Origin of the sequence: Shinella sp. SUS2 (assembly GCF_001262505.1) — a bacterium.
In the GTDB taxonomy this organism is placed as follows: domain Bacteria; phylum Pseudomonadota; class Alphaproteobacteria; order Rhizobiales; family Rhizobiaceae; genus Shinella.
Genome location: NZ_KQ410724.1, coordinates 84,717 through 109,867, shown reverse-complemented (window position 1 = coordinate 109,867; position 25,151 = coordinate 84,717). Strand labels below are relative to the sequence as shown.

Below are 25,151 nucleotides of genomic sequence, written 5' to 3'. Positions count from 1 at the left end.
CATCGTTTGGCCGCATGTATTATGCACATCCGGGAGAAACGCCCGCCGGTGAAGGCCTCCTGCGTGGACGGCATTCCCGCACGAACGACACCGGTGCGCGCGAAATGGGTTTGGGAAAGGGACTGGCATGACGGGCAGACACTCTCTGGTTCGCTCCATGATGATGGGCGTGGCACTTGCCGCTGCGGCGACGATCGCGGTTCCGGCCGGCACGGTCCAGGCCGCAAGCGGCATCGTGGCCGTCGTCAACAACACGCCGGTCACCTCGGGCGAGATCGAGCGCCGCGCCGCCTTCTTGCGCCTGCAGCGCGCCGGCGGGAACCTGCGCGCCAAGGCTCGCGAGCAGATGATCGACGAAGTGCTCAAGCGCACGGAGATCCTGCGTCTCAAGATGTCCGTCAGCAGTTCCGAGGTGGAGGCCGCCTATGCGCGCTTTGCCGCCTCCAACAAGATGTCGACACAGCAGCTCGGCGAGATCCTGAACCGCGCCGGCGTCGGTTCGGATCACTTCAAGCAGTATATCGCCATCCAGATGAGCTGGCCGCGCGTCGTCAATGCCCGCTATGGCGCCGCCAAGGACAGCAAGACCCTGGTCCAGCGCATGCAGGAGAACGGCGGCAAGAAGCCGGTCACCACCGAATATTTCCTCAAGCAGGTCATCTTCGTCGTGCCGGAAAAGCGCCGCAACGCCATTCTCGGCAAGCGCAAGCAGGAAGCCGAAGCCTCGCGTTCGAAATTCCCCGGCTGCGAACAGGCCAAGGTCTTCGCCGCGACCATGCGTGACGTCTCGATCCGCGATCTCGGCCGCGTCCTGGCGCCGGAGATGCCGGAAGACTGGAAGCCGTTCATCGAGAAGGCGAACGGCATGACGACGGGCACGCGCGTCACCGAGCGCGGCGTCGAATACCTCGCCATCTGCAAGAAGCGCGAGGTCAACGACGACGTGGCGGCCGAAATGGTCTTCCGCGCCGAGGACCTCAGCAAGGCCAAGAGCAACGAAGGCGACGAGAACAGCGAGAAGTACATCGCCGAACTGCGCAAGAAGGCGACGATCACCGAACGTTGATACCCGGAGCTCCGCCCGGCGCTTCCCATGAAGCGCTGCTGCAGAGGCGTTCCCCTTTCAACCCGCTGACCGGCAGGGTCTCCATGACGACGACAAGTTTTCCTCCGCTGGCTCTCACCATGGGCGATCCGGCGGGGATCGGGCCTGATATCACGCTCGCCTTGTGGTCGGCCCGCAGGGCGCTCTCCCTGCCGCCCTTCCTTTTCATCGGCGATGCCGCCGTGTTGCGCACACGCGCCGCAGCTCTCGGGATCGATGTCACCGTCGCGCTGGCGGAGCCGGAAACGGCAACCGCCCTCTTCCCGGACGCCCTGCCGGTGCTTGCCTGCGACTGCACCGTGCCGGCTGTCGCCGGCTCGCCCGATTCCCGCAACGCCGCCGCCATCACCGGCGCGATCGAGACCGCGGTCACGCTGACATTCGCCGGCCGCACCGCCGCCGTGGTGACGAACCCGATCGCCAAGGCCGTGCTCTACGATGCCGGCTTCGGCTTTCCCGGCCATACGGAATTCCTCGCGGACCTCGCTGCACGGAAAACGGGACGACAGGCCCTGCCCGTCATGCTGCTGGCCGGGCCGAAGCTGCGCAGCGTGCCCGTCACCATCCACATTCCCCTGAAGGATGTGCCGGACATGCTGACGGAAGAGTTGATCGTGGAGACGGCGACCATCACCGAGCGCGACCTGCGTCAGCGCTTCGGCATTGCTCGTCCGCGCCTAGCGCTTGCCGGGCTCAACCCGCATGCCGGCGAAGGCGGTGCGCTGGGCCTTGAGGACGATGCCATCGTGCGCCCGGCCGTGGAGCGGCTGCAGGCAGCCGGCATCGACGCGGTCGGCCCGCTGCCGGCCGACACGATGTTCCACGACGCCGCACGCGCCACCTATGACGTCGCGCTCTGCATGTATCACGACCAGGCGCTGATCCCTGCCAAGGCGCTCGGCTTCGACGATTCCGTCAATGCCACGCTTGGCCTGCCCTTCATCCGCACCTCGCCGGATCATGGAACGGCCTTTTCGCTGGCCGGCAAGGGCATCGCCAAGCCCGACAGCCTGCTCGCCGCCCTTCGCCTCGCCCACGACCTCGCCCTACATGAACGGGCCGCAAAGGAGACCGCCTGATGGCTGCACTCGACGGGCTGCCGCCGCTTCGCGATGTCATCCAGCGCCACGGGCTGGATGCGAAGAAGGCGCTTGGCCAGAACTTCCTGCTCGACCTCAACCTCACCCAGAAAATCGCCCGCACCGCCGGCCCGATCGAAAACCATACGGTGATCGAGGTCGGTCCCGGCCCGGGCGGCCTGACGCGCGCCATCCTGGCGCTCGGCGCAAAGCGCGTGATCGCCATCGAGCGCGACGCGCGCTGCCTGCCCGCGCTCGCCGAAATCGCGGAGCACTATCCGGGCCGTCTGACGGTCATCGAAGGGGACGCGCTGAAGACGGATTTCGAGGCGCTGGCGCCGGGCGAACCGGTGCGCATCATCGCGAACCTGCCCTACAATGTCGGCACGCAGCTCCTCGTCAACTGGCTGCTGCCGAAAGCCTGGCCGCCCTTCTGGGAATCGCTGACGCTGATGTTCCAGCGTGAGGTGGGCCTGCGCATCGTGGCGGAAGAGAACGACGACCACTACGGTCGGCTCGGCGTGCTCTCAGGCTGGCGCACCCATGCCCACATGGCCTTCGACGTTCCGCCCCAGGCTTTTACCCCGCCACCGAAGGTCACCTCGTCGGTCGTGCATCTGGAACCGGTGCCCAACCCCTTGCCCTGCGATGTGGCCGCGCTGGAGCGCACCACCCATGCCGCCTTCGGCCAGCGCCGCAAGATGCTGCGCCAGAGCGTCAAGTCGCTCGGCGGCGAAGCCCTCTTGGCGCGCGCGGAGATCGACCCGCAGCGACGGGCCGAGACGCTGAGCGTGGAAGAGTTCGTACGGCTGGCGAACGCGTTGTAGGCTTTAAACAGCCCCTCATCCGGCCTGCCGGCCACCTTCTCCCCGCAAGCGGGGCGAAGGGACAGGCCGATCCGTTTTCCTCAACCAATGCCGTTTACAGGGCAAGTCCTCTCCCCGCTTGCGGGGAAAGGGGTAGAGTGAGGGACAATCCCACGAAAAGAGGATGCGAACGAACGCCTACAAAGCCGGCTTTTCCGTCACCAGCTTCGTCACGAACTCGAACAGGCCATGCCGCCGGTCGCGGCGCAGGCGTTCGGCCTTGACGATGCTCTGCACGGCGTCGAAGGCGACGGAGAGGTCATCGTTGAGGATGACATAGTCGTATTCCCGCCAGTGCTCGATCTCGGCACGGGAATTGGCGAGACGGGTCTGGATGACCTCTTCCGTATCCTCGGCTCTCCGGTGCAGTCGCGATTGCAGCTCCGTCATCGAGGGCGGCAGGATGAAGATCGAGACCACGTCGGCCGGCATCTTCTCCTGCAGCTGCTGGGCGCCCTGCCAGTCGATGTCGAACAGCATGTCGCGGCCGGCGGACATCGCCTCCTCCACCGGCTCGCGCGGCGTGCCGTAGAAGTTGCCGTGCACCTCGGCCCATTCGAGCAGCGCATCGCTGTCGCGCAGCCGCTCGAACTCCTTGTGGTTGATGAAATGGTAGTGGCGCCCGGCGATCTCGCTGGCCCGGCGCTGGCGGGTCGTGACGCTGACCGACAGGCTGAGTCCGGGATCGGCCTCCAGGAGATTGCGGGCGATGGTCGACTTGCCGGCGCCCGACGGCGAGGAGATGACGAGCATGAGCCCGCGGCGTTCGATTTGGATATGCTTCGACGGCTCGGCCATGGCCTACTCCAGATTCTGGACCTGTTCCCTGAACTGATCGATGACGACCTTCAGTTCGATACCCGCAGCCGTTACAGCAGCGGCGTTCGACTTGGAACAGATCGTATTCGATTCCCGGTTAAATTCCTGTGCGAGAAAATCGAGCTTGCGGCCGATCGGCCCGCCTTCGGCGATCAGCTCCCGCGCCGCGGCGACGTGTCCCTTCAGCCGGTCGATCTCCTCGCGCAGGTCCGCCTTGGTGGCAAGCAGCGCCGCCTCCTGGTGCAAGCGGTCGCGGTCGAGCGCCGTCGTTCCCTGCAGGAGTACGGCGACCTGGGCCGAAAGCCGCTCGGCAATGGCCGAAACGCTGCGTGAGGGATCGGCCTCGACGGTCGCCGTCAACGTCTCGACGCGGGCGACCTGGCCGAGCAACACCCCGGCAAGCGCCACGCCCTCCTTGCAGCGCATCTCGGCAAGACAGCGGATCGCCTCCAGGAGCCCCGTGCGGATATCGGCATCGCGCGCCACGCGCTCGGCCTCGCTCTCGTCAGCCTCGCGGAAATCGACGACGCCGCGCATGGCGAGCAGCGTGTCGAGCTTGAGCGGCGCCGGATCGATCTTGCCGGCCAGCTGCTCGCGCAGCGCCAGCACGGCCGCAAGCGCACCCTGGTTCACCACCGCCTCGACCTGGGCTTCGCTGACGCTGACGGAGAGGCCGATCTGGAGGTTGCCGCGCGCGAGGGTCTCACCTGCAAGGCGCCGCACATCGCTCTCCAGCGCCTCGAAGCCGGGTGGCAGGCGCAGCCTGATGTCGAGACCCTTGCCGTTGACCGAGCGAAGCTCCCAGACCCAGCGCGTGCGCCCGCTGGTTCCCTCGACCCGCGCAAAGCCGGTCATCGATTGCAATGTCATGTCGTCCTCCTGTGGCGCCCGGCGACGGCAGGTCAAGCCGGAAGGCGGGGCAGCCGAAACGCGCGGCAGGCGCGAAAACCATCCCCCAAAGTGGAGCAGTTTCACGGGGTTGGAAACGGGGGAGCGCCGGGAACGATACGCGATCCACATCAAAGGTGGGGATGAACAGGAAAGCATGCCCCGGAATACGAAAAGGCCCCGGATTTGCCGGGGCCTTCAGCATGAAAAAAGGCGTTCTTACTGCGAGCCTGCCGCTTCCGCCTCTTTGGCGGCTTCGGCCGCCTTTTCCGCTTCCAGCTTGCGCCAGCGGCGGACATTCTGGTTGTGCTCGTCCAGCGTCTCGGCGAAGACGTGACCGCCCGTGCCGTCGGCGACGAAGTAGAGATCCGGCGTGCGCGACGGATTGGCGACCGCCTCGAGGGCGGCACGGCCCGGATTGGCGATCGGCGTCGGCGGCAGGCCCTTGATGATATAGGTGTTGAACGGCGTCTGCTTCTCAAGATCCGACTGGTAGATCGGGCGGTCAGCCGGCTTACCGTCGCCACCGAAGATGCCGTAGATGATCGTCGGATCGGACTGCAGGCGCATGCCCTTGTCCAGGCGGTTGAGGAAGACCGAGGCGACGCGCGGCCGCTCGTCGGCCCGGCCCGTCTCCTTCTCGACGATCGAGGCGAGCGTGACGAACTCCTCGCGCGTGGCGATTGGCAGATTGTCGTCGCGGCGTTCCCATATCTGGTCGATCAGCGCCTTCTGCGCATCCTGCATCTGGTGCAGGATGTCGCCACGCTTCGTACCGCGGGAGAACTTGTAGGTATCGGGCATCAGCGAGCCTTCGGCCGGCAGGTCGGCCGGCAGATCGCCTTCGAGTACCGGATCGTCGGACAGGCGCTTGAATATCTGCTTGACCGTCAGCCCCTCCGGCACGGAAACGCTGTAGAGGATCGACTTGCCCGACTTCAGGAGTTCGACGATCTCGCGCATCGTCGCACCGGACTTGATCTCGTATTCGCCGGCCTTCAGCGTCTCGCCGTCGAGATAGATGCGCGAAAGCACACGGAAAACGCGGCTGTCCGTGATGATGTTGTTGCGCTCGAGATTGGCCGCGATCTCGTTCGTGCCGGCGCCGCCACGCACGATGAAGTTCGTGTTGGCCGTCAGCGGGCCCTGTTCCTCGTAGCTCTTCACGCCGTAATAGAAGATGCCGATGCCGATGATCGTGGCGAAGACGACCACGGTCATGACGAAATTCAGGAAGATGACGATCTGGCTGCGCGCCTTGCGCGAGCGGCGCTTGCTCGGCGGCTGCGGCACCTGTTCCGGCCGGAGGGCCTCATTGGCGGACTTGGGAATGATGCGCGACTGGCCGGAGGCCTCGCCGCGGCCAAACTGCGTCTCGCCGGGTTCGTTCGTGTCGCTCACGGACTGTCCTCATGTTCGGGCATTGCTCGACTGTCTTCCAGCAGAGCAATACGGCAAAAGCAGGATGGGCCTGCCCTGCGCATTCGGGTGTGTAGCGTGCCGGGGCAGAAGCCCCGGTTCAGGCGTAGCGCTTGAGAACCAGCGACGCATTCGTTCCGCCGAAGCCGAACGAATTGGACAGCGCCACGTTGATCTCGCGCTTGCGCGCCTTGTGCGGCACCAGGTCGATCGCCGTCTCGACGTCGGGATTGTCGAGGTTCAGCGTCGGCGGAGCGATATTGTCACGGATCGCCAGCGCCGTGAAGATCGCCTCGACGGCGCCGGCGGCGCCGAGCAGATGGCCGATCGCCGACTTGGTGGACGACATGGAGACGCGCGATGCGGCATCGCCGACCAGACGCTCCACCGCACCAAGCTCGATCGTGTCGGCCATGGTGGAGGTGCCGTGTGCGTTGATATAGTCGAGCTCGCTTGCCGGAATGCCAGCGCGCTTCAGCGCCATCTGCATGCAGCGATAGGCGCCGTCGCCGTCTTCCGACGGCGCGGTGATGTGGTAGGCATCGCCCGAAAGACCGTAACCGACGACTTCGGCGTAGATCTTCGCGCCGCGCGCCTTCGCGTGCTCCAGCTCTTCCAAGATGACGACGCCGGCGCCCTCGCCCATGACGAAGCCGTCGCGATCCCGGTCATAGGGGCGCGAGGCGGCGGTCGGGTCGTCGTTGCGGTCGGTGGAGAGCGCCTTGCAGGCGGCAAAGCCGGCGAGCGCGATGCGGCAGATCGGCGATTCGGCACCGCCCGCCACCATGACGTCAGCATCGCCCAGCGCGATCAGGCGGCTGGCATCGCCAATGGCGTGCGCGCCGGTCGAGCAGGCGGTGACGACGGAATGGTTCGGGCCGCGCAGCTTGTGCTTGATGGAGACCTGGCCGGAGGCGAGGTTGATCAGGCGGCCGGGAATGAAGAAGGGCGAGACGCGGCGCGGACCCTTGTCGCGCAGCGTGTAGCCGGCCTCGACGATGCCATCGAGGCCGCCGATACCCGAGCCGATGAGCACGCCGGTCGCGATCTGGTCCTCGTCGGTCTTCGGATGCCAGCCGGCGTCTGCCAGCGCCATGTCGGCGGCAGCGACGGCGTAGACGATGAAAGGATCGACCTTGCGCTGCTCCTTCGGTTCCATCCACTGGTCGGCATTGTAGGTACCGCCGGTACCGTCGCCGAGGGGAATGGAGCAGGCTATCTTTGCAGGGAGGTCATCGACCTCGAAGGTGGTTACCCTGGCAGCGCCGCTGCGGCCTTCGAGAAGCCGGCTCCAGGTAACTTCGGTGCCACAGCCAAGCGGGGATACCATGCCGGTACCCGTGATAACGACACGCCTCATCGTCCGTGATCCACCCTTATGTATTCTATGTCTATTGCCCCAAGAGGAGGTGCGGCCCGGGAAGGCCGGGACGGGCCACCCGAAGGAGGCCCGCCGGAATGTTCGATCAGGCCTGGGCCTTCTCGATGAACTTGACGGCGTCGCCGACCGTCAGGATCGAGTCAGCCGCATCGTCCGGGATCTCGACGCCGAATTCTTCTTCGAACGCCATGACCAGTTCGACGGTGTCGAGCGAGTCCGCGCCAAGATCATCGATGAAGCTTGCGCCTTCGCTGACCTTTTCGGCGTCAACACCCAGATGATCAATGACAATTTTCTTTACGCGTTCTGCTACGTCGCTCATGTCGGATTCCTCGACCTTTGTTTTTGATCGGCGCCTGTCACGGCACCGGACACTCAACACGCCCGATGTGCCTCAAGAACACATCCGGCAATCCCTTCAACTGGCAATGCGGCATTGACGATACTGTTGCGTACCGCCTGAACGCGCGAGGCATTTGCCGATCGACTGCTGACAGTCATGGCCCGATTAACACGGTTTAAGTCTGCCGCAAAGTCCGAAAATGCCCGGTGCGCCAGCGGTCAACATGCTATTCGTGCTGCAACGCCGGGCACTTGGCCCTGTATCAGATCATCGCCATGCCGCCGTTCACATGCAGCGTCTGGCCTGTCATGTAGGACGCTTCCGAGGAGGCGAGATAGGCGACGGCGGATGCAACTTCCGCGCCGGTGCCCATGCGCTTCATCGGAATGGCGCCCATGATGGCTTCCTTCTGCTTGTCGTTCAGCTTGCCGGTCATCGCGCTTTCGATGAAGCCGGGCGCGACGCAGTTGACCGTGACGTTGCGGGTGGCGATCTCCTGCGCGAGCGACTTGGTGAAGCCGATCATGCCGGCCTTGGAGGCGCAATAGTTCGCCTGGCCCGGATTGCCGGTGACGCCGACGACGGAGGTGATGTTGATGATGCGGCCGTAGCGGCGGCGCATCATCGGATGGGTGAGCTCGCGCGTCAGGCGGAACACGGCCGTGAGGTTGACTTCCAGAACCGCATCCCAGTCGTCGTCGCTCATGCGCACGAAGAGACCGTCCTTGGTGATGCCGGCATTGTTGACGAGGATGTCGACGCCGCCGAGATCGGCTTCCGCCTTCTCGCCCAGCGCCTTGACTTCGGCGCGGTCGGAGAGGTTTGCCGGGAAGATGTGGACGCGCTCGCCAAGCTCATTGGCAAGCGTTTCGAGCTTTTCGACGCGCGTGCCATGCAGGCCGACGATGGCGCCTTGGGCATGGAGGATGCGGGCGATCTCTTCGCCGATGCCACCGGAAGCGCCGGTAACGAGAGCCTTGCGGCCGGAAAGATCAAACATGGTTCCGTTCCTTTAAGATTAGATCAACCGATGAGGGCTGCGAGCGCGCTGTCGATATCGGCGGGCGTGTTGATGGCGATGCCGGTGACGGACTTGTCGATGCGGCGGGCAAGGCCCGTCAGCACCTTGCCGGAACCGACCTCATAAAGCGTGGTGACATTGTTTGCCGCGAACCATTCGACCGTCTCGCGCCAGCGCACCTGGCCGGTGACCTGCTCGACGAGCAGGCGGGCGATCTCCTGCGGCTCACTGACCGGAGCCGCGCGTACATTGGCAATGACGGGCACGACCGGCGCCTTGACCGAAACGCCTGCCAGCGCCTCGCGCATGGCGTCGGCGGCCGGGCCCATCAGGGCGGAATGGAAAGGGGCGGAGACGGACAGCATCAGCGCACGCTTGGCACCCTTTTCCGTCGCAAGCCGGGCCGCGACCTCGACGGCCGGCTTGGAGCCGGAAATGACGAGCTGGCCACCGCCGTTGTCGTTGGCGATCTGGCAGCTGCCGCCGGTGGAGGCTTCCTTGCAGATGGCTTCGACATCCGCCTGTTCCAGGCCGATGATGGCAGCCATCGCGCCTTCGCCGACCGGGACCGCGGACTGCATGGCATTGCCTCGGATGCGCAGAAGGCGTGCCGTATCGGCCAGCGTGAAGGTTCCGGCGGCACAGAGCGCCGAATATTCGCCGAGCGAGTGTCCGGCGACATAGGAGACCTGATCCTTCAGCGACAGGCCGCGCGCCTCGAGCACGCGCATGACGGCGATCGACACGGCCATCAGCGCCGGCTGGGCGTTGGCCGTCAGCGTCAGCGTTTCTTCCGGTCCTTCGAACATGATGGCGGAAAGCTTCTGACCGAGCGCCTCGTCGACTTCCGCGAAAACGGCGCGCGCCTCCGGGAAGGCTTCCGCGAGATCCTTGCCCATGCCGACGGCCTGGCTGCCCTGGCCGGGGAAGGTGAATGCTACGCTCATAGGGGTCTCTCCCGTCTCATGTTTTCTTTTCCATTCACATTCCGACCCGGCGAGTCAAGGCGTGCGGCAGGCTTCCGGCACCTCAAAGCCGGCATTTCCAAGGCCTTCACACAGGGAAAAGGCGCTTTCCGTCTTGCGATTCACGAGGAGCCGCCTACAGTCGCGCCGTTTCCACAACAGGATTTCTCCTCCCATGAAGTATAATCCGCTTGGCCGGACCGGCATCAGCGTGTCGGAAATCTGCCTTGGCACGATGACCTGGGGCTCGCAGAACAGCGAGAAGGACGCGCACGACCAGCTCGACTATGCGTTCGCCCACGGTGTGAACTTTATCGATACTGCCGAACTCTATCCGACGACACCGCTTTCCGCAGAAACCTACGGCGACACCGAACGCTTCATCGGCACGTGGATGCAGGCGCGCGGCAACCGCGAGAAGGTCATCCTCGCCACCAAGGTCGCCGGCCCCGGCCGCCCCTATATCCGCGGCGGCGCGCCGATGAACCGTGCCGGCATCCTCGAAGCCATCGACGGCAGTCTCCAGCGGCTGAAGACCGACTATGTCGACCTCTACCAGCTGCACTGGCCGAACCGCGGGCATTATCATTTCCGCAACGCCTGGAGCTACGACCCGTCGAAGCAGGATCGCGAGGCGGTTGCCGCCGAGCTGGCGGAAGCCCTCGAAACCGTCGGGGAGCTCGTCAAGGCCGGCAAGGTGCGGGCCCTCGGCCTTTCCAACGAGACGGCCTGGGGCACGATGCAGTTCCTGCGCCACGCCGAGGCCAGGGGCCTGCCGCGCGTCGCCTCGATCCAGAACGAATACAATCTGCTCTACCGGGCCTATGACCTCGACCTTGCCGAAGTCTCGCACCACGAGGATATCGGCCTGCTCGCCTATTCGCCGCTCGCTGCCGGACTTCTGACGGGCAAGTATCTCGACGGCGCCCGCCCCGAGGGGTCGCGCCTGACGAAGAACGGCGACCTCGGCGGCCGCTACCAGCCGCTTCAGGAGCCGGCCGTGCGCGCCTATGTGGACCTTGCCAAGGAGCACGGGCTCGACGCCGGCCAGATGGCCCTCGCCTTCTGCCTGGCGCGGCCCTTCATGGCCTCCGTCATCATCGGCGCGACGTCGATGGAGCAGCTGAAGACGGATATCGGCGCGGTCGACGTAACTCTCTCGGCCGACGTGACGAATGGCATCCGCCGCATCCACCGTCTCTATCCGGCGCCGATCTGACAAGAAGCGGGCGGCCATTGGCCGCCCGTCTCTTATCCTCCGAAAGGGTTCGCGACTCAGCCACGCCGGGCCGCCTCGATGGCGGCGACGTCGATCTTCTTCATCGTCATCATCACGTTGAAGGCGCGTTTCGCCTCGTCGCCACCGGCGGCAAGCGCATCCATGAGGACGCGCGGCGTGATCTGCCAGGAGATACCCCATTTGTCCTTGCACCAGCCGCACTCGCTTTCCTGCCCGCCATTGCCGACGATCGCATTCCAGTAACGGTCGGTCTCTTCCTGATCCTCCGTGGATATCTGGAAGGAGAAGGCTTCGTTGTGCTTGAAGGTCGGCCCGCCGTTCAGGCCGATGCACGGAATGCCGGCGACCGTGAAGCCGACGACCAGCACTTCTCCCTGCTTGCCATCGGGGTAATCGCCCGGCGCACGGGTGACATCGCCCACGGCGCTGTCGGGAAACGTCGCGGCATAAAAGCGGGCGGCCGCTTCGGCATCCTTGTCAAACCACAGGCAGATCGTGTTCTTCGGCATTGGTGCATCCTCCATCCGGTTACGAGGCCATCGATCGCGGCCCATGCAGTGTAGACGTTCGGCGCGGCCGCGACCCGACACCGGGCTTCAAAAAAACCGAGACGACGAAAGAAACCCGCCGTTGCCGACGGGTTTCTTTTCGCCCTGCTCTTTGCGGGGTGACGTTACGGCATGGTCGTGGTCGCGCCACCACCTTCGGCGGGCTGCTGGCCGCCGCTCGGCTGGCCTTCCAGCGGCTGCGTGCCGGTAGCACCGCCCGTCTGGCCATCCGTTGCCGTGCCGCCGGCCGGCGTCGTGTCCGTCGTGCCGATGGCCGAGGTGTTGGCATTCGGGTCGACGCCGTCACCCGGCGTTCCGCTGCCGACGAAATAGAAGATGCCCACGGCAACGAGCACTGCGAGAATCACGGCCACTGCCCAGCCGCCCGTGCCACTCCCGCTGCTCTGGTTCACGACGGTCGGTCCGCGGTCATCCACCGGACGCGTCGCGCGATCTTCCGGGGGACGATTGACAAGGTTCGGGTCTTGCATGTCTGTCACTCCATCTGGTTGGATCGGAATGAACAACGCGGCGTCTTCCATTTGGTTCCCGCCCTGTTGCAAAACGGGTCAGCACGCTTCTGGAGTGCAAGACTTGCTTTCCGCCGGAAAATCCGTATAAGGCGCGCTGTTCAACACACCCGGTCAATCGGCTGGTGGCTGAACGGAGGGCCGGCGATCCCAAAAGACCGCCGTTGGAGCCAAGGGCTCCGGCCTCCCGTGTCTCCGCTCTCGACCGTCTGGATTAACGCTTTTCTTGCTTCGGGCTTCCCGCCCTTGAGAACTGTCGTTGAGGCTTGGCGCCGGTTTCGGGTGTAAACGCAAGAAAGGCAAAGCCACATGGCTCTTTACGAACATGTATTCCTGGCCCGCCAGGACGTGTCCGCCCAGCAGGTCGACGCTCTCGTCGAACAGTACAAGGGTGTGATCGAATCGCTCGGCGGCAAGGTCGGCCGGGTTGAGAACTGGGGCCTCAAGTCCCTCACCTACCGCATCAAGAAGAACCGCAAGGCGCATTACGCGCTGATGGACATCGACGCTCCGGCCGCCGCCATCCACGAGATGGAACGCCAGATGCGCATCAACGAAGACGTTCTTCGTTACATGACCATCGCTGTGGAAGCCCACGAAGAAGGCCCGTCGGCCATGATGCAGAAGCGTGACCGCGACGACCGTCCGCGCCGTGATGGCGACGACCGTGGCCCGCGCCGCGATTTCGGTGACCGTCCGCGCCGCGACTTCGGTGACCGCCCGCCGCGTGGCGACCGTCCGGCCCGCGAAGACCGCGCGTAATCGAAGCAGAAGGAGATTTTGACTATGGCTGATGTTTCTTCCGCTCCGGCACGCCGTCCGTTCCACCGCCGCCGCAAGACCTGCCCCTTCTCGGGCGCAAACGCACCGAAGATCGACTACAAGGACGTCCGTCTCCTGTCGCGCTACATTTCCGAGCGTGGCAAGATCGTTCCGTCCCGCATCACGGCCGTTTCCCAGAAGAAGCAGCGCGAACTCGCCAAGGCGATCAAGCGCGCCCGCTTCCTCGGCCTGCTGCCCTACGTCGTAGCGTAAGCATACTGACTCTGCGGCCTGACTCGACGTCGGGCCGGGATGCATGACTCCGGGGAAGACGGTTCTGCCGCCTTCCCCCTTTCCCTTCCGCGTTGGGCGCGGATCGGAGCCGCCGGCTTTCAGAGAAATTCCAGCAAAAGTGTGAAACGGTTTTGCGTCCGGGATTGCAAAAAATCTGAAGCCAAATCCCATGTTGGGGAAACAGTCCTGAACAGGTTTGTCAGGAATCTCCTCTAACTGTCTGATGAGACAGGACAGCGAACCCGTGAAGACCTTGACGCCGACCTCGATTGCGACCGGCCTGATTGCCGGTGTGACCGCCGCTCTGCTTTCGCTGAGCGCGAACGCGCAGTCGACTCTCGCGATCGTGCTTTACGCCGCGTCCGCTCTTCCGATTCTGATTGCCGGCCTCGGCTGGGGCAATGCCAGCGCGCTGATCGCCGTCGTCGCCGGCGGCGCGACCGCCTCCATGCTGGTCTCCTCGCATTTCGCGCTGCTGATCGTCATCATCACGCTGATCCCGGCCGGCTGGCTCTCCAATCTCGCGAATCTTGCCCGCCCCGCCTCCGAACTCGGCGGCCCGGACAATGCACTCGCCTGGTATCCGCTGTCCAACATCCTCGCACATCTCGCCGTCATGGTGACGCTCGGCATGGTCGCCGTCGGCGCGATCGTCGGCTACGACAGCGCCATGGCGAGCCAGCTCGTCGATATCGTCATCGCGACGCTGAAAGCGCAGGAACCGCTCTACAATCCCGATGCGACCGCCGTCGCGCAGCTCAAGGCCGTTTTCGCGCTGGCGCTGCCGCTGGTGCAGGGCGCTCTCTGGGTGTTCCTGCTGTTCGCCGCATACTACGTTGCGACCTTCATCGTGCGCCTGTCCGGCCGCGGCCTTCGCCCGCGCGAGGATATGCCCTCGACGCTGCGCATGCACCGCAACGCGATCTTCTTCTTCCTCGCCGGTCTCGTTCTCGCCTTCATGGGCGGCGTGCCGGCGATCATCGGCGCGCTCGTCTGCGGCACCTTCGGGGCCGGTTTCGTGCTTGCCGGCTTTGCGAGCCTGCATTTCAGGACGCGCGGCAAGCCGTGGCGGCTGTTCGCCCTGTGGTTCGCCTATATCTCGGTACTGCTCTTCACCATACCGATCTTCGCCATCCTCATTCTGGGCCTGATGGACACGCGGCGCACCATCGCGCTGACGCCAGCCGGCCCGGCAGAGAAGAAAAACCAGAACACCTGACATTCAGAAAGGAACTCTAAAATGGACGTCATTCTCCTCGAACGCATCGCCAAGCTCGGCCAGATGGGCGAAACCGTAAAGGTTCGCGACGGCTTTGCCCGTAACTACCTGCTGCCGCTCGGCAAGGCGCTGCGCGCCAACGAAGCCAACAAGAAGCGCTTCGAATCCGAGCGTGCGACGCTCGAAGCCCGCAACCTCGAGCGCAAGTCGGAAGCCCAGGCCGTCGCCGAGAAGCTCGACGGCAAGTCCTTCATCATCGTCCGCTCCGCCGGCGAAACCGGCCAGCTCTACGGCTCGGTCGCTGCCCGCGACGTCATCGAGGCGCTGGCTGCCGAAGGCTTCAACATCGGCCGCAACCAGGTCGAGCTCAACACCCCGATCAAGGCGATCGGCCTGCACAAGGTCGTCCTGCACCTGCACGCCGAAGTCGAGATCTCGGTCGAAGTCAACGTTGCCCGCTCCGTCGAAGAAGCCGAACGTCAGTCGAAGGGCGAAAGCCTGACCTCTGCCGACGCCATCTACGGCGTTGACGAAGACGCCCTGACGGCAGCCGACTTCTTCGATCCGGAAGCCGACGGCGTAGACGAAGACGAAGCCTGAGAACAACAGTGAGCCGGCTTTGCCGGCTCATCTGCCTTTTGGGGCCGGCTTTGCCGGCCCTTTGCTTTTGCGGCAGCCGAAAGGCACGGCTTGAAATCCGGATTTTCGCATCAATATTTATATGTCGTTAGACTGGATTGGCGGTCGGGCCGCTTTTTTTAGGCCGGTTTGCGACCAGACCCGTTCCGCCAGATTTTTTAAGCGCGACGGAGTTTAGCGAATGAAATTCATTGTACAGGCTCTCGTTTCCCGCCTCGTCGAGACCGGAAATCTGACGATCACCTACCCGGACGGCACCCGCCAGAGCTTCGGCGACGGCACCGGAAATCCCGTCCACATGCGTCTCAACACGAAGAAAGCGGTCTGGGGCCTCGCCCTCGACCCTGCCTACTATCTCGGGCATCACTATGGCACGGGGGATATCGAGATCGTGGAGGGCGATATCTACGACCTCCTGAAGACCATCTTTACCGGCAATCCCGATTTCAAATATTACGACAGTCGCTGGAACCACCTGCTCGAACGGGCGCGCTACCTCTTCCGCTGGATACGGGAGAAGAACAGCATCGTACGCTCGCGCAAGAACGTGCAGCACCACTATGACCTGACGGGTGCACTCTACGATCTCTTCCTCGACCACGACCGGCAATATTCCTGCGCCTATTTCGAACGGCCGGACCAGACGCTCGACGACGCGCAGCTTGCCAAGAAGCGCCACATCGCGGCGAAGCTCAACATCATCCGGCCAGGGCAGAGCGTGCTCGACATCGGCAGCGGCTGGGGCGGCATGGCGCTCTACCTCGCCCGGCAGCTCGGCGCCAAGGTCACGGGCGTAACGCTCTCCGACGAGCAGCACGCCCTTTCCATGACGCGGGCGAGCGAAGCCGGACTCTCGGAAGAGGTCAGGTTCCTGCTGCAGGACTATCGCAACACGGACGGCCCGTTCGACCGCGTCGTCTCGGTCGGCATGTTCGAACATGTCGGCCGCCCGAACTACCTGACCTTCTTCCGCAAGAGCGCGTCGCTCCTGAAGCAGGACGGGGTGATGCTGCTGCACACGATCGGCCGCACGGACCGTCCTTCCGCCAACAACCCGTTCATCGAGAAGTACATCTTCCCGGGCGGCTATATCCCTGCCCTTTCGGAGGTCATGCAGGCGGTGGAGAAAAGCGGGCTTGCCGTGACGGATGTGGAAATCCTGCGCCTGCACTATGCCGAAACGTTGCGCCACTGGCGGGAACGCTTCATGGCCCGGCGCGACGAGGCCAAGGCGCTCTACGACGAGAAATTCTGCCGGATCTGGGAGTTCTACCTCGCGGCTTCCGAGAGTGCCTTTCGCTGGCAGAACCTCGTCGTCTTCCAGCTTCAGCTGGCGCATGACCAGCAGGCCGCGCCGCTGACGCGCGAATATATCGGCCGCGGCGAGGATTGTCTCAAGGCGCACGAGGGCAATCCCAAGGGCGAACGCCGCGGTGCGCGGCAGTTTCCGCAGGAAGCCTCGCTCTGAGATTCGAAAGCGGTGTCAACCGAAAGCGAGCAGGCCCGGCGCAATCCGGGCTTGCTGTGTCCCGCGCGCCTGTGGAAAAGTCTAACAACGGGCTTAATGGTCGGGCCGAGTCGGAAGCGCTTGACCCCCGGCGACAAAGAAACCAAACCAGCGGCCTTCGCAAACAGGGATGGGGAGATTCGGGACGATGAACGACGCCGTGCGCAAACTCAGCCAGGCGGGCCGCGACAATGCGGAGCTGCATCATCGCGAGGCACCGAACAACGTCGAGGCCGAACAGGCGCTGCTCGGCGCGATCCTGGTCAACAACGATGCCTATTACCGCGTCTCGGATTTCCTGAAGCCCATGCACTTCAACGAGCCGCTGCACCGCAAGATCTACGAGCTTGCCGGCGACACGATCCGCATGGGCAAGATCGCGACGACGATCACGCTGAAGACCCACCTGCCGGCCGACGGCAAGGTCGGCGACCTGACGATCCCGCAGTACCTCGCGCGCCTTGCCGCCGAAGCCGTGACGATCATCAACGCGGAGGATTACGGCCGCGCCATCTATGACCTTGCGCTGCGCCGCTCGCTGATCACCATCGGCGAGGACATGGTCAACATCGCCTATGACGCGCCGCTCGACATGCCGCCGCAGAACCAGATCGAGGATGCCGAACGGCGCCTGTTCGAACTGGCCGAAACCGGCCGCTACGATGGCGGCTTCCAGTCGTTCAACGATGCCGTTGCGCTGGCGATCGACATGGCCGGCGCCGCCTTCGAGCGCGATGGCTCGCTGTCGGGCATTTCCACCGGCATCCACTCGCTCGATGGCCGCATGGGCGGCCTGCAGCGCTCGGACTTGATCGTGCTCGCCGGACGCCCCGGCATGGGCAAGACCTCGCTTGCCACCAACATCGCCTACAACATCGCCGCCTCCTACGAGCCGGAAGTGCAGGCGGACGGTTCCTTCAAGGCGAAAAATGGCGGCGTCGTCGGCTTCTATTCGCTCGAAATGTCGTCCGAACAGCTCGCAACGCGTATCATTTCCGAGCAGACGGAAGTTTCCTCGTCAAAAATCCGTCGCGGTGACATTTCCGAGGCCGATTTCGAAAAGCTGGTCGCCTGCAGCCAGATGATGCAGAAGGTGCCGCTCTACATCGACCAGACCGGTGGTATCTCGATCGCCCAGCTTTCCGCCCGCGCCCGCCGCCTCAAGCGCCAGCGCGGCCTCGATTGCCTCGTGGTGGACTATATCCAGCTGATGACCGGCTCGGGAAAATCCAGCGACAACCGCGTGCAGGAAATCACCCAGATCACCACCGGCCTCAAGGCGCTCGGCAAGGAGCTGAACGTGCCGATCATCGCGCTCTCCCAGCTCTCCCGTCAGGTGGAAAGCCGCGAAGACAAGCGCCCGCAGCTTTCCGACCTTCGCGAATCGGGCTCGATCGAACAGGACGCCGACGTGGTGCTCTTCGTGTTCCGCGAGGAATACTACGTGAAGAACCTCGAGCCGCGCGACGAGTTCGACCCGAAATACGAAGAGTGGAAGATGAAGTTCGAGGCCGTGAAGGGCACGGCGGACGTCATCATCGCCAAGCAGCGCCACGGACCGACCGGCACGGTGAAACTGGCCTTCCAGTCGGAATACACCCGCTTCACCGACCTCGCCGATCCGTCGTTCACCCAGTACGAGCATTGACGGGAGCCGGGGCTCGCCCCTCACCCTCTCTCCGCAAGCGAGGAGAGGGAACTTGCCTCACGAACCATCATTGGTTGGGGAAACCGGTGCCGCACATCCCCTTCGCCCCGCTTGCGGGGAGAAGGTGGCCGGCAGGCCAGATGAGGGGCAATCCTCCTCTTGCCCGCTCACCGCTTCCCGAAAGCCGGGGCCTTGCAGAAATCGCCCACGATGGCGAGCGCCCGTCGGCCGCGCGCCTTTTGCTCCTCGTCCATCATCGACAGGTCCAGCCTGTCGGAGCAGGTGCCGTCAGAGGCCCCACTCTCCCCTGAAAGCGCCATGCGGCTCGAACAATAGAGCCCCTCGCCCGTCAGAACGATCTGCTCCACGTCGGGAGAGGCGAGCGGAATGGGTTTTGCCTCCGCGATCATGTCATCGGCAGAGGCATAGGCCGTGACCGCCGTCACGCGGCTGAGATCGACCAGGCCGAGCGTCAGCGTCGCCCACTTTTCCGGGAACTGCAGGGCTGCGGTCGTGCGGGCACGACAGGGCGCTCCGGAGACTTCCAGCCGGGTCACCAGCCGGGGCGCCTCGGGATTGTCGACGATGGAATAGTAGATGTCCGCGCCCGCCTCGCGCACCGGCACAGCACCGTCCTGGGCAAGGCCGAGCAGCACCGCATGCGCCTCGCGCATCGCGGCATCCGTCGGCACGCTCTCCGCAACCACCGCCTCGCCCGAAAGAGCGAGGGCCATCGCCCCAACGGCCGTTCTCATTCCTGCCCGCATCGTCTCTCCCTTTCGGCGCGGCACCATAGAGGCCGCGTTTCGTACCGGCAATGCAGCCGGCGGCCGTATTGCCGCCATGGTCCACAGGCTGTATCTCACTGAAATGAGCACGCACCACACGCCCACCCGCTCCACCCTGCCCGTCGCCGGCGAGGACCATGCTCGTCTGACGATCGATCTTTCTGCGCTTGCCGACAACTGGCGCGCCATGGCGCGGCGCTCCGGCGCGGCGCGCACCGCCGCGGTGCTGAAGGCCGACGCCTACGGCATCGGCCTCGAACCGGCGGCAAGGACCTTTCATCTGGCAGGTGCGCGCGATTTCTTCGTCGCCACCCCGGCGGAAGGCGCTGCGTTGCGCGCGACGCTGCCGGATGCCCGCATCTACGTTCTGTCCGGCATGTGGGCCGGCTCCGAGCGGCTGTTCTTCGAGTTCGACCTCGTGCCGGTCATTGCCTCGGAGGAACAGCTCGCCGTCTTCATGGCCGCGGTCTCCGACGGAAGCGACCACCCCTGCGTGCTGCATGTCGACACGGGTATGAGCCGGCTCGGCCTGCGCGTCGAAGATGCCCTGGCGCTTGCCGGCGACGTGGCGCGGCCGGCGAGCTTCTCGCCGATCATGCTGCTCAGCCATCTCGCCTGCGCGGATGATCCGAACCACCCGCTCAACCGCCAGCAGCTCCAGCGGTTCCGCACCGCCGTCGATGCCTTCGACGGCATCGATGCGACGCTGGCCAATTCGGCCGGCATCTTCCTCGGCGAAGAGTATCACTTCACCCTCACCCGCCCGGGCATCTCGCTCTATGGCGGCGCGGCCGTCAACGACGCGCCGAACCCGATGAAGCCGGTCGTCACCGCCGAAGCCCGTATCCTCCAGGTGCGCGAGGCGAAAGCCGGCGAAAGCGTCAGCTACGGCGCCACCACCGTCTTCACCCGCGACACGCGCATCGCCGTCGCCGCGGTCGGCTATGCGGATGGCTACATGCGCGCCCTTTCTGGCTCAGGCGTGCCGCTGCGCAAGACGAACGTCCCGGGTGCCAGCGGCGTGCTGCACGGCCGCGCGGTACCGCTGATCGGCCGCGTCACCATGGATCTCACCCATTTCGACGTGACGGACCTGCCGGAGGGAAGCGTCCGGCCCGGCGACTTCATCGAGCTCTTCGGCCGTAATATGCCCATCGAGGATGTGGCCCGCGCCGGCGGCACGATCGACTACGAGCTCCTGACCAGCCTCGGAAGGCGTTACGAACGACGCTACGAAGCGGCGAAAAAATAGGACACGTTCCCCTTTTGTGCTAGGGACTTCCGGAACGATTCCGGAAAGCGAGATTTTATGGCGAAAGCCCGCACCCAATTCGTCTGCCAGAACTGCGGCACCGCCCATTCCCGCTGGGTCGGGAAATGCGAGGGCTGCGGCGAGTGGAACACCGTCGTCGAGGAAGATCCGATGGGCGGCATCGGCTCCGGCCCCGGCAAGGTACCGAAGAAGGGCCGCCCCGTTGCGCTGACCGCTCTCTCCGGCGAGATCGAGGAAGCCCCGCGCATCCACACCGGCATCGGCGAGCTCGACCGTGCCACAGGTGGCGGCTTCGTGCGGGGCTCGGCCGTGCTGATCGGCGGCGATCCCGGCATCGGCAAATCCACCCTTCTTATGCAGGCCGCCGCCGCCCTCTCCCGCCGCGGCCACCGCATCATCTATGTCTCGGGCGAAGAGGCCGTGGCGCAGGTGCGCCTGCGCGCCCAGCGCCTGCAGGCCGCCGAGACCGACGTGCTGCTCGCCGCCGAGACCAATGTCGAGGACATCCTCGCCACCGTCGGCGAAGGCAAGCGGCCCGATCTCGTGATCATCGATTCGATCCAGACCCTGTGGAGCGACACCGCCGAGGCCGCGCCCGGGACGGTGACGCAGGTGCGCACCGGCGTGCAGGCGATGATCCGCTTCGCCAAGCAGACGGGCGCCGCCATGGTGCTCGTCGGCCATGTCACCAAGGAAGGCCAGATCGCCGGCCCGCGTGTCGTCGAGCACATGGTCGATGCCGTGCTCTATTTCGAAGGCGACCGCGGCCACCACTACCGCATCCTGCGCACCGTCAAGAACCGTTTCGGCCCGACGGACGAGATCGGTGTCTTCGAGATGTCCGACAAGGGCCTTCGCGAAGTCTCAAACCCGTCCGAACTCTTCCTCGGCGAGCGCAATGCGAAATCGCCGGGCGCGGCGGTCTTTGCCGGCATGGAGGGCACGCGGCCAGTGCTGGTCGAGGTGCAGGCCCTCGTCGCCCCCACCTCGCTCGGCACGCCGCGCCGTGCGGTCGTCGGCTGGGATTCGGCGCGGCTTTCGATGATCCTCGCCGTGCTGGAGGCCCATTGCGGCGTGCGCCTCGGTCAACACGACGTCTACCTCAATGTGGCGGGCGGCTACCGTATCTCGGAACCGGCTGCAGACCTTGCGGTCGCCTCGGCGCTCGTTTCGTCGCTTGCCGGTCTTGCCCTTCCTGCCGATTGCGTCTATTTCGGCGAAGTCAGCCTGTCGGGCGCAATCCGCCCGGTGGCGCACACCGCCCAGCGCCTCAAGGAGGCGGAAAAGCTGGGTTTTTCGCAGGCCGTCCTGCCCGCCGGTTCCGCCGATCTGCCCAAGGGCAATGGCGGCCGCTGGAGCGAGATCGACAGCCTGCCGGATCTGGTGGCGCGCATTGCCGGTTCGAAGAGCGCCCTGAAGCGGGAAGACGAGGACGTTTGACGCCCTCCGGCAAACGGCAATGGCCTGTGGGAAACATCGGTCGCCGGCGTGCCGAACTGAGACGGCGAAGACGCCTTCCGCTAAGGTGCCCCCGCTTGAACGAGGCGGGGCCCGGCGACATTTCGGGTTTGGAGTAGGACGAACATGCCCATCACAATTCTCGACGGTATCGTCATCGGCGTCGCGCTGTTCTCCGCCGTACTGGCGATGGTGCGCGGTTTTTCGCGTGAGGTGCTCTCCGTCGCCAGCTGGGTGGGTGCCGCGGCAGCCGCCTACTTCCTCTATCCGGTCCTCGTGCCCTATGCGAAGGACTATACGACGAGCGATACGGTCGCCATGGTCGGCTCGGCTGCTGCCGTCTTCCTCGTCGCGCTCATCGTGATCTCCTTCATCACCATGCGCATGGCCGATTTCATCATCGACAGCCGCATCGGCGCGCTGGACCGTACGCTTGGCTTCCTGTTCGGTGCAGCGCGCGGCATCCTGCTCGTCGTCGTCGCCATGCTGTTCTTCAACTGGCTGGTCGCGCCGCAGCAGCAGCCGTCCTGGGTCACCACGGCAAAATCCAAGCCGCTGCTCGACAATCTCGGCTCGCGCCTCGTGGCGCTCCTGCCGGAAGATGCCGACGCGACGATCCTCGACCGCCTGCGCGGCAAATCCGCCGAAGGCGCGCCCACCGAAGGCGGCACGGAGGATCCGGATGGCGCCTCCGGCGGCACGAACCAGGCGCCCGCCGAAGAGACGCCCGCCACAAACGGATAAATCGATCAGGGGAGCTGATACTCGCGAGAAATGGCGAAGGCAGGCTCCCCGATTTTTTGGTAGGATAGACCATCAGCCACTGACGCTTCCGGGCCTCGGTGGCAAATGCTTTAGGCAATACCCATATGGGCCTTGCCGAATGACCCAGAACCCCGTGCAACCTCTTACGGTCCCGAGCAAAGGCTTGCAGCAATGAGCGACTTCCAGTTCCCCGGCCGCCACGACGACGATCTCGATGGCGACACGCTTCACGAAGAGTGCGGCGTCTTCGGCATTCTCGGTCATCCGGAAGCCGCAACGCTGACGGCGCTCGGCCTGCACGCGCTCCAGCACCGCGGCCAGGAAGCCGCCGGTATCGTCTCCTTCGACGGCAAGCAGTTCCATACGGAAAAGCATATGGGCCTCGTCGGCGACCACTATACGAACCCGGTGACGCTCGCCAAGCTGCCCGGCAACATGGCGATCGGACACACGCGCTACTCCACGACGGGAGAAGTGGCGCTGCGCAATGTACAGCCGCTCTTTGCGGAACTGGAAGTCGGCGGCATCGCCGTCGCCCATAACGGCAACTTCACCAACGGCCTGACGCTGCGCCGGCAGATCATCGCGGGCGGCGCCATCTGTCAGTCGACATCGGACACGGAAGTGGTGCTCCACCTCATCGCCCGCTCGCGCTACACCTCCACGACCGACCGCTTCATCGATGCGATCCGCCAGATGGAAGGCGGCTACTCGATGCTCGGCATCACCCGCACCAAGCTGATCGCCGCGCGCGACCCCACGGGCATCCGTCCGCTCGTCATGGGCGAGCTCGACGGCAAGCCGATCTTCTGCTCGGAAACCTGCGCGCTCGACATCATCGGCGCGAAGTACATCCGCGACGTCGAGAACGGCGAGATCATCGTTTGCGAAATCCAGCCGGACGGCTCGATCACCATCGAGGCGAAGAAATCGGGCAATCCGCAGCCGGAACGCCTCTGCCTCTTTGAATACGTCTATTTCGCCCGCCCCGATTCCGTTGTCGGTGGCCGTTCGGTCTATGTCGCACGCAAGAACATGGGCATGAACCTTGCCAAGGAACACCCGGTCGAGGGCGACGTCGTCGTTCCCGTCCCGGATGGCGGCACGCCCGCGGCACTCGGCTACGCGCAGGAAAGCGGCATCCCGTTCGAATACGGCATCATCCGCAACCACTATGTCGGCCGCACCTTCATCGAGCCGACACAGCAGATCCGTGCCTTCGGCGTGAAGCTGAAGCATTCCGCCAACCGCGCGATGATCGCCGGCAAGCGCGTCATCCTCGTCGACGATTCGATCGTGCGCGGCACGACGTCGCTGAAGATCGTGCAGATGATCCGCGATGCAGGCGCCAAGGAAGTGCATATCCGCGTCGCCAGCCCGATGATCTTCTACCCCGACTTCTACGGCATCGACACGCCCGACCGGGACAAGCTGCTCGCCAACCAGTACAACGACGTCAAGGCGATGGCGAAGTATATCGGGGCGGATTCGCTGGAGTTCCTCTCCATCGACGGGCTCTACCGCGCCGTCGGCGGCGAGGACCGCAACCCGGCCCGCCCGCAGTTCACCGACCATTACTTCACCGGCGACTATCCGACGCGCCTCCTTGACAAGGAAGGCGAGACGATGGGACGGAAGGTCTCGGTAATGGCAAGCAACGGATAATCGAAGATAGTATGAGCATCGACCTGAAAGGCCGCCTCGCGCTGGTCACCGGCGCGTCGCGCGGTATCGGCTATTTCACTGCCCTCGAACTCGCAAAGGCCGGCGCGCATGTCATCGCCTGCGCCCGAACGATCGGTGGCCTCGAAGAACTGGACGATGCCATCAAGGCCGCCGGCGGCGCGGCAACGCTGGTGCCCTTCGACCTCGCCGACATGCCGGCGATCGACAAGCTCGGCGGCTCGATCTTCGAGCGCTGGGGCAAGCTGGACATTCTCGTCGCGAACGCCGGCGTGCTCGGCACGATCTCGCCGATCGGCCATATCGAAGCGAAGGTGTTCGACAAGGTGATGGCGATCAACGTCACCGCCACCTGGCGGCTGATCCGCTCGCTTGAGCCGCTGCTCCTGAAATCGGATGCCGGCCGCGCCGTCATCCTCTCGTCCAGCGCCGCACACAAATGCAAGCCCTTCTGGGGCCCCTACTCGGCCTCCAAGGCCGCTGTGGAAGCGCTGGCGCGCACCTGGGCCGGCGAGACGCAGCGCACCGCCCTGCGCATCACCTCGCTCGACCCCGGCGCCACCCGCACCGCCATGCGCGCACAGGCCATCCCCGGCGAGGATCCTTCGACCCTGCAGCATCCCTCGGAGGTCGCCAAGGTCATCCTGTCGCTGGTGGCGCCGGATTTTGCGGAGACGGGCAAGCTCTTCGACATGCGCCAGGGGCGGCTGCTGGATTATCGCCTGCCGGAGTGATCCCAGGAAGTTGCCCCTCATCCGGCCTGTCGGCCACCTTCTCCCCGCAAGCGGGGAGAAGAGATATGCCGCACCGTTTCCTCAGACAATGCCCCTTTGCGGGGCAAGTCCCCTCTCCCCGTTTACGGGGAGAGGGTTAGGGTGAGGGGCAGTCACAGCAGAACCCGGCAGTACGCG

General features: G+C 64.8%; 25 protein-coding genes. 15 read left to right on the top strand and 10 right to left on the bottom strand.

The genetic code is table 11. The annotated features are described in order from the left end of the window. The first annotated feature begins 127 nt into the window (after positions 1-127). From AKG11_RS03100 to rsmA, 3 genes are all read left to right on the top strand, one after another. Positions 128-1,066, top strand: a complete 939-nt coding sequence (locus AKG11_RS03100; protein WP_023513992.1) for a SurA N-terminal domain-containing protein — start codon at positions 128-130, stop codon at positions 1,064-1,066. Positions 1,067-1,149: 83 nt separating this feature from the next. Then, entirely contained in the window at positions 1,150-2,184 is a 1,035-nt protein-coding gene (gene pdxA / locus AKG11_RS03095; RefSeq protein WP_050742898.1) for a 4-hydroxythreonine-4-phosphate dehydrogenase PdxA, read from the top strand. Continuing rightward, entirely contained in the window at positions 2,184-3,011 is an 828-nt protein-coding gene (rsmA, locus tag AKG11_RS03090; RefSeq protein WP_050742897.1) for a 16S rRNA (adenine(1518)-N(6)/adenine(1519)-N(6))-dimethyltransferase RsmA, read from the top strand. Before pdxA ends, rsmA begins: the two co-directional genes overlap by 1 nt. 177 nt (positions 3,012-3,188) lie before the next feature. Here the strand turns inward: rsmA and gmk are convergent, their stop codons facing one another. The 7 genes from gmk to fabD form a co-directional block, all read right to left on the bottom strand. Beyond that, positions 3,189-3,848: a guanylate kinase gene (gene gmk / locus AKG11_RS03085; protein ID WP_023513995.1), complete on the bottom strand. Its 660-nt coding sequence runs from the start codon at positions 3,846-3,848 to the stop codon at positions 3,189-3,191. A gap of 3 nt (positions 3,849-3,851) precedes the next feature. Further along, positions 3,852-4,739, bottom strand: coding sequence for a YicC/YloC family endoribonuclease (locus AKG11_RS03080; RefSeq protein WP_050742896.1), 888 nt, complete (start codon positions 4,737-4,739; stop codon positions 3,852-3,854). Between the two features lie 237 nt (positions 4,740-4,976). Continuing rightward, positions 4,977-6,158 carry an endolytic transglycosylase MltG gene (mltG, locus tag AKG11_RS03075; protein ID WP_050742895.1) on the bottom strand — a complete coding sequence of 394 codons (1,182 nt, stop codon included), beginning with the start codon at positions 6,156-6,158 and terminating at the stop codon, positions 4,977-4,979. A gap of 118 nt (positions 6,159-6,276) precedes the next feature. Continuing rightward, positions 6,277-7,536, bottom strand: a complete 1,260-nt coding sequence (fabF, locus tag AKG11_RS03070; protein ID WP_023513998.1) for a beta-ketoacyl-ACP synthase II — start codon at positions 7,534-7,536, stop codon at positions 6,277-6,279. A 106-nt stretch (positions 7,537-7,642) separates the two neighbouring features. Beyond that, on the bottom strand, positions 7,643-7,879 hold the full coding sequence (locus AKG11_RS03065) for an acyl carrier protein (RefSeq protein WP_018327362.1): 237 nt from the start codon (positions 7,877-7,879) through the stop codon (positions 7,643-7,645). 283 nt (positions 7,880-8,162) lie between these two features. Then, positions 8,163-8,900: a 3-oxoacyl-[acyl-carrier-protein] reductase gene (gene fabG, locus AKG11_RS03060; protein ID WP_023513139.1), complete on the bottom strand. Its 738-nt coding sequence runs from the start codon at positions 8,898-8,900 to the stop codon at positions 8,163-8,165. A gap of 23 nt (positions 8,901-8,923) precedes the next feature. Next, positions 8,924-9,868, bottom strand: a complete 945-nt coding sequence (gene fabD, locus AKG11_RS03055) for an ACP S-malonyltransferase (protein ID WP_050742894.1) — start codon at positions 9,866-9,868, stop codon at positions 8,924-8,926. Between the two features lie 193 nt (positions 9,869-10,061). Between fabD and AKG11_RS03050 the strand changes: the two genes are divergently transcribed. Further along, complete coding sequence (locus AKG11_RS03050) at positions 10,062-11,105, top strand: aldo/keto reductase (RefSeq protein WP_050742893.1); 1,044 nt, start codon at positions 10,062-10,064, stop codon at positions 11,103-11,105. Between the two features lie 56 nt (positions 11,106-11,161). Here AKG11_RS03050 and AKG11_RS03045 read toward each other — a convergent pair whose 3' ends face one another. Both AKG11_RS03045 and AKG11_RS03040 read right to left on the bottom strand, forming a co-directional pair. Beyond that, entirely contained in the window at positions 11,162-11,635 is a 474-nt protein-coding gene (locus tag AKG11_RS03045; RefSeq protein WP_023515804.1) for a VOC family protein, read from the bottom strand. A gap of 164 nt (positions 11,636-11,799) precedes the next feature. After that, on the bottom strand, positions 11,800-12,165 hold the full coding sequence (locus AKG11_RS03040; RefSeq protein WP_050742892.1) for a hypothetical protein: 366 nt from the start codon (positions 12,163-12,165) through the stop codon (positions 11,800-11,802). Positions 12,166-12,513: 348 nt separating this feature from the next. On the opposite strand from AKG11_RS03040, the gene rpsF reads away from it, so the two are divergent. The 6 genes from rpsF (at position 12,514) to AKG11_RS03010 (ending at position 18,273) form a co-directional block, all read left to right on the top strand. After that, positions 12,514-12,966, top strand: coding sequence for a 30S ribosomal protein S6 (gene rpsF / locus AKG11_RS03035; RefSeq protein ID WP_023515802.1), 453 nt, complete (start codon positions 12,514-12,516; stop codon positions 12,964-12,966). 24 nt (positions 12,967-12,990) lie between these two features. Beyond that, on the top strand, positions 12,991-13,239 hold the full coding sequence (rpsR, locus tag AKG11_RS03030) for a 30S ribosomal protein S18 (RefSeq protein ID WP_023515801.1): 249 nt from the start codon (positions 12,991-12,993) through the stop codon (positions 13,237-13,239). Positions 13,240-13,504: 265 nt separating this feature from the next. Further along, entirely contained in the window at positions 13,505-14,479 is a 975-nt protein-coding gene (locus AKG11_RS03025; RefSeq protein ID WP_023515800.1) for a YybS family protein, read from the top strand. Positions 14,480-14,500: 21 nt separating this feature from the next. Next, a complete protein-coding gene (rplI, locus tag AKG11_RS03020; RefSeq protein ID WP_023515799.1) occupies positions 14,501-15,079 on the top strand; it encodes a 50S ribosomal protein L9 in 579 nt (192 codons plus the stop codon). 220 nt (positions 15,080-15,299) lie between these two features. Next, a complete protein-coding gene (locus AKG11_RS03015; protein WP_050742891.1) occupies positions 15,300-16,586 on the top strand; it encodes an SAM-dependent methyltransferase in 1,287 nt (428 codons plus the stop codon). Between the two features lie 187 nt (positions 16,587-16,773). Beyond that, positions 16,774-18,273, top strand: a complete 1,500-nt coding sequence (locus AKG11_RS03010; protein ID WP_023515061.1) for a replicative DNA helicase — start codon at positions 16,774-16,776, stop codon at positions 18,271-18,273. Positions 18,274-18,440: 167 nt separating this feature from the next. Here the strand turns inward: AKG11_RS03010 and AKG11_RS03005 are convergent, their stop codons facing one another. Then, the gene (locus tag AKG11_RS03005) at positions 18,441-19,028 is read right to left on the bottom strand and encodes a hypothetical protein (RefSeq protein ID WP_156334051.1); all 588 of its coding nucleotides are present in this window, start codon (positions 19,026-19,028) and stop codon (positions 18,441-18,443) included. A 115-nt stretch (positions 19,029-19,143) separates the two neighbouring features. Here AKG11_RS03005 and alr point away from each other — a divergent pair, with 115 nt between their 5' ends. The 5 genes from alr to AKG11_RS02980 all read left to right on the top strand — a co-directional run bounded on the left by alr (position 19,144) and on the right by AKG11_RS02980 (position 24,974). Next, a complete protein-coding gene (gene alr / locus AKG11_RS03000; RefSeq protein WP_050743152.1) occupies positions 19,144-20,313 on the top strand; it encodes an alanine racemase in 1,170 nt (389 codons plus the stop codon). Between the two features lie 57 nt (positions 20,314-20,370). After that, a complete protein-coding gene (gene radA, locus AKG11_RS02995) occupies positions 20,371-21,774 on the top strand; it encodes a DNA repair protein RadA (RefSeq protein WP_023516733.1) in 1,404 nt (467 codons plus the stop codon). Between the two features lie 144 nt (positions 21,775-21,918). After that, positions 21,919-22,536, top strand: a complete 618-nt coding sequence (locus tag AKG11_RS02990) for a CvpA family protein (RefSeq protein ID WP_023516732.1) — start codon at positions 21,919-21,921, stop codon at positions 22,534-22,536. A gap of 192 nt (positions 22,537-22,728) precedes the next feature. Beyond that, positions 22,729-24,222, top strand: coding sequence for an amidophosphoribosyltransferase (gene purF, locus AKG11_RS02985; RefSeq protein WP_050742889.1), 1,494 nt, complete (start codon positions 22,729-22,731; stop codon positions 24,220-24,222). Between the two features lie 11 nt (positions 24,223-24,233). Next, complete coding sequence (locus AKG11_RS02980; RefSeq protein ID WP_050742888.1) at positions 24,234-24,974, top strand: SDR family NAD(P)-dependent oxidoreductase; 741 nt, start codon at positions 24,234-24,236, stop codon at positions 24,972-24,974. Positions 24,975-25,151: the final 177 nt, after the last annotated feature.

Excerpts from the sequence above, each read along its gene's own strand:
- fabG (WP_023513139.1), bottom strand. The coding sequence starts at position 8,900 with ATGTTTGATCTTTCCGGCCGCAAGGCTCTCGTTACCGGCGCTTCCGGT.
- pdxA (WP_050742898.1), top strand. The coding sequence starts at position 1,150 with ATGACGACGACAAGTTTTCCTCCGCTGGCTCTCACCATGGGCGATCCG.
- AKG11_RS03100 (WP_023513992.1), top strand. The coding sequence starts at position 128 with ATGACGGGCAGACACTCTCTGGTTCGCTCCATGATGATGGGCGTGGCA.
- AKG11_RS02980 (WP_050742888.1), top strand. The coding sequence starts at position 24,234 with ATGAGCATCGACCTGAAAGGCCGCCTCGCGCTGGTCACCGGCGCGTCG.
- AKG11_RS02990 (WP_023516732.1), top strand. The coding sequence starts at position 21,919 with ATGCCCATCACAATTCTCGACGGTATCGTCATCGGCGTCGCGCTGTTC.
- AKG11_RS03080 (WP_050742896.1), bottom strand. The coding sequence starts at position 4,739 with ATGACATTGCAATCGATGACCGGCTTTGCGCGGGTCGAGGGAACCAGC.
- AKG11_RS03015 (WP_050742891.1), top strand. The coding sequence starts at position 15,300 with ATGAAATTCATTGTACAGGCTCTCGTTTCCCGCCTCGTCGAGACCGGA.
- AKG11_RS03065 (WP_018327362.1), bottom strand. The coding sequence starts at position 7,879 with ATGAGCGACGTAGCAGAACGCGTAAAGAAAATTGTCATTGATCATCTG.
- fabF (WP_023513998.1), bottom strand. The coding sequence starts at position 7,536 with ATGAGGCGTGTCGTTATCACGGGTACCGGCATGGTATCCCCGCTTGGC.
- fabD (WP_050742894.1), bottom strand. The coding sequence starts at position 9,868 with ATGAGCGTAGCATTCACCTTCCCCGGCCAGGGCAGCCAGGCCGTCGGC.
- gmk (WP_023513995.1), bottom strand. The coding sequence starts at position 3,848 with ATGGCCGAGCCGTCGAAGCATATCCAAATCGAACGCCGCGGGCTCATG.
- radA (WP_023516733.1), top strand. The coding sequence starts at position 20,371 with ATGGCGAAAGCCCGCACCCAATTCGTCTGCCAGAACTGCGGCACCGCC.
- rpsR (WP_023515801.1), top strand. The coding sequence starts at position 12,991 with ATGGCTGATGTTTCTTCCGCTCCGGCACGCCGTCCGTTCCACCGCCGC.
- AKG11_RS03045 (WP_023515804.1), bottom strand. The coding sequence starts at position 11,635 with ATGCCGAAGAACACGATCTGCCTGTGGTTTGACAAGGATGCCGAAGCG.
- AKG11_RS03040 (WP_050742892.1), bottom strand. The coding sequence starts at position 12,165 with ATGCAAGACCCGAACCTTGTCAATCGTCCCCCGGAAGATCGCGCGACG.
- AKG11_RS03010 (WP_023515061.1), top strand. The coding sequence starts at position 16,774 with ATGAACGACGCCGTGCGCAAACTCAGCCAGGCGGGCCGCGACAATGCG.
- alr (WP_050743152.1), top strand. The coding sequence starts at position 19,144 with ATGAGCACGCACCACACGCCCACCCGCTCCACCCTGCCCGTCGCCGGC.
- AKG11_RS03050 (WP_050742893.1), top strand. The coding sequence starts at position 10,062 with ATGAAGTATAATCCGCTTGGCCGGACCGGCATCAGCGTGTCGGAAATC.
- rpsF (WP_023515802.1), top strand. The coding sequence starts at position 12,514 with ATGGCTCTTTACGAACATGTATTCCTGGCCCGCCAGGACGTGTCCGCC.
- rsmA (WP_050742897.1), top strand. The coding sequence starts at position 2,184 with ATGGCTGCACTCGACGGGCTGCCGCCGCTTCGCGATGTCATCCAGCGC.
- rplI (WP_023515799.1), top strand. The coding sequence starts at position 14,501 with ATGGACGTCATTCTCCTCGAACGCATCGCCAAGCTCGGCCAGATGGGC.
- AKG11_RS03005 (WP_156334051.1), bottom strand. The coding sequence starts at position 19,028 with ATGAGAACGGCCGTTGGGGCGATGGCCCTCGCTCTTTCGGGCGAGGCG.
- purF (WP_050742889.1), top strand. The coding sequence starts at position 22,729 with ATGAGCGACTTCCAGTTCCCCGGCCGCCACGACGACGATCTCGATGGC.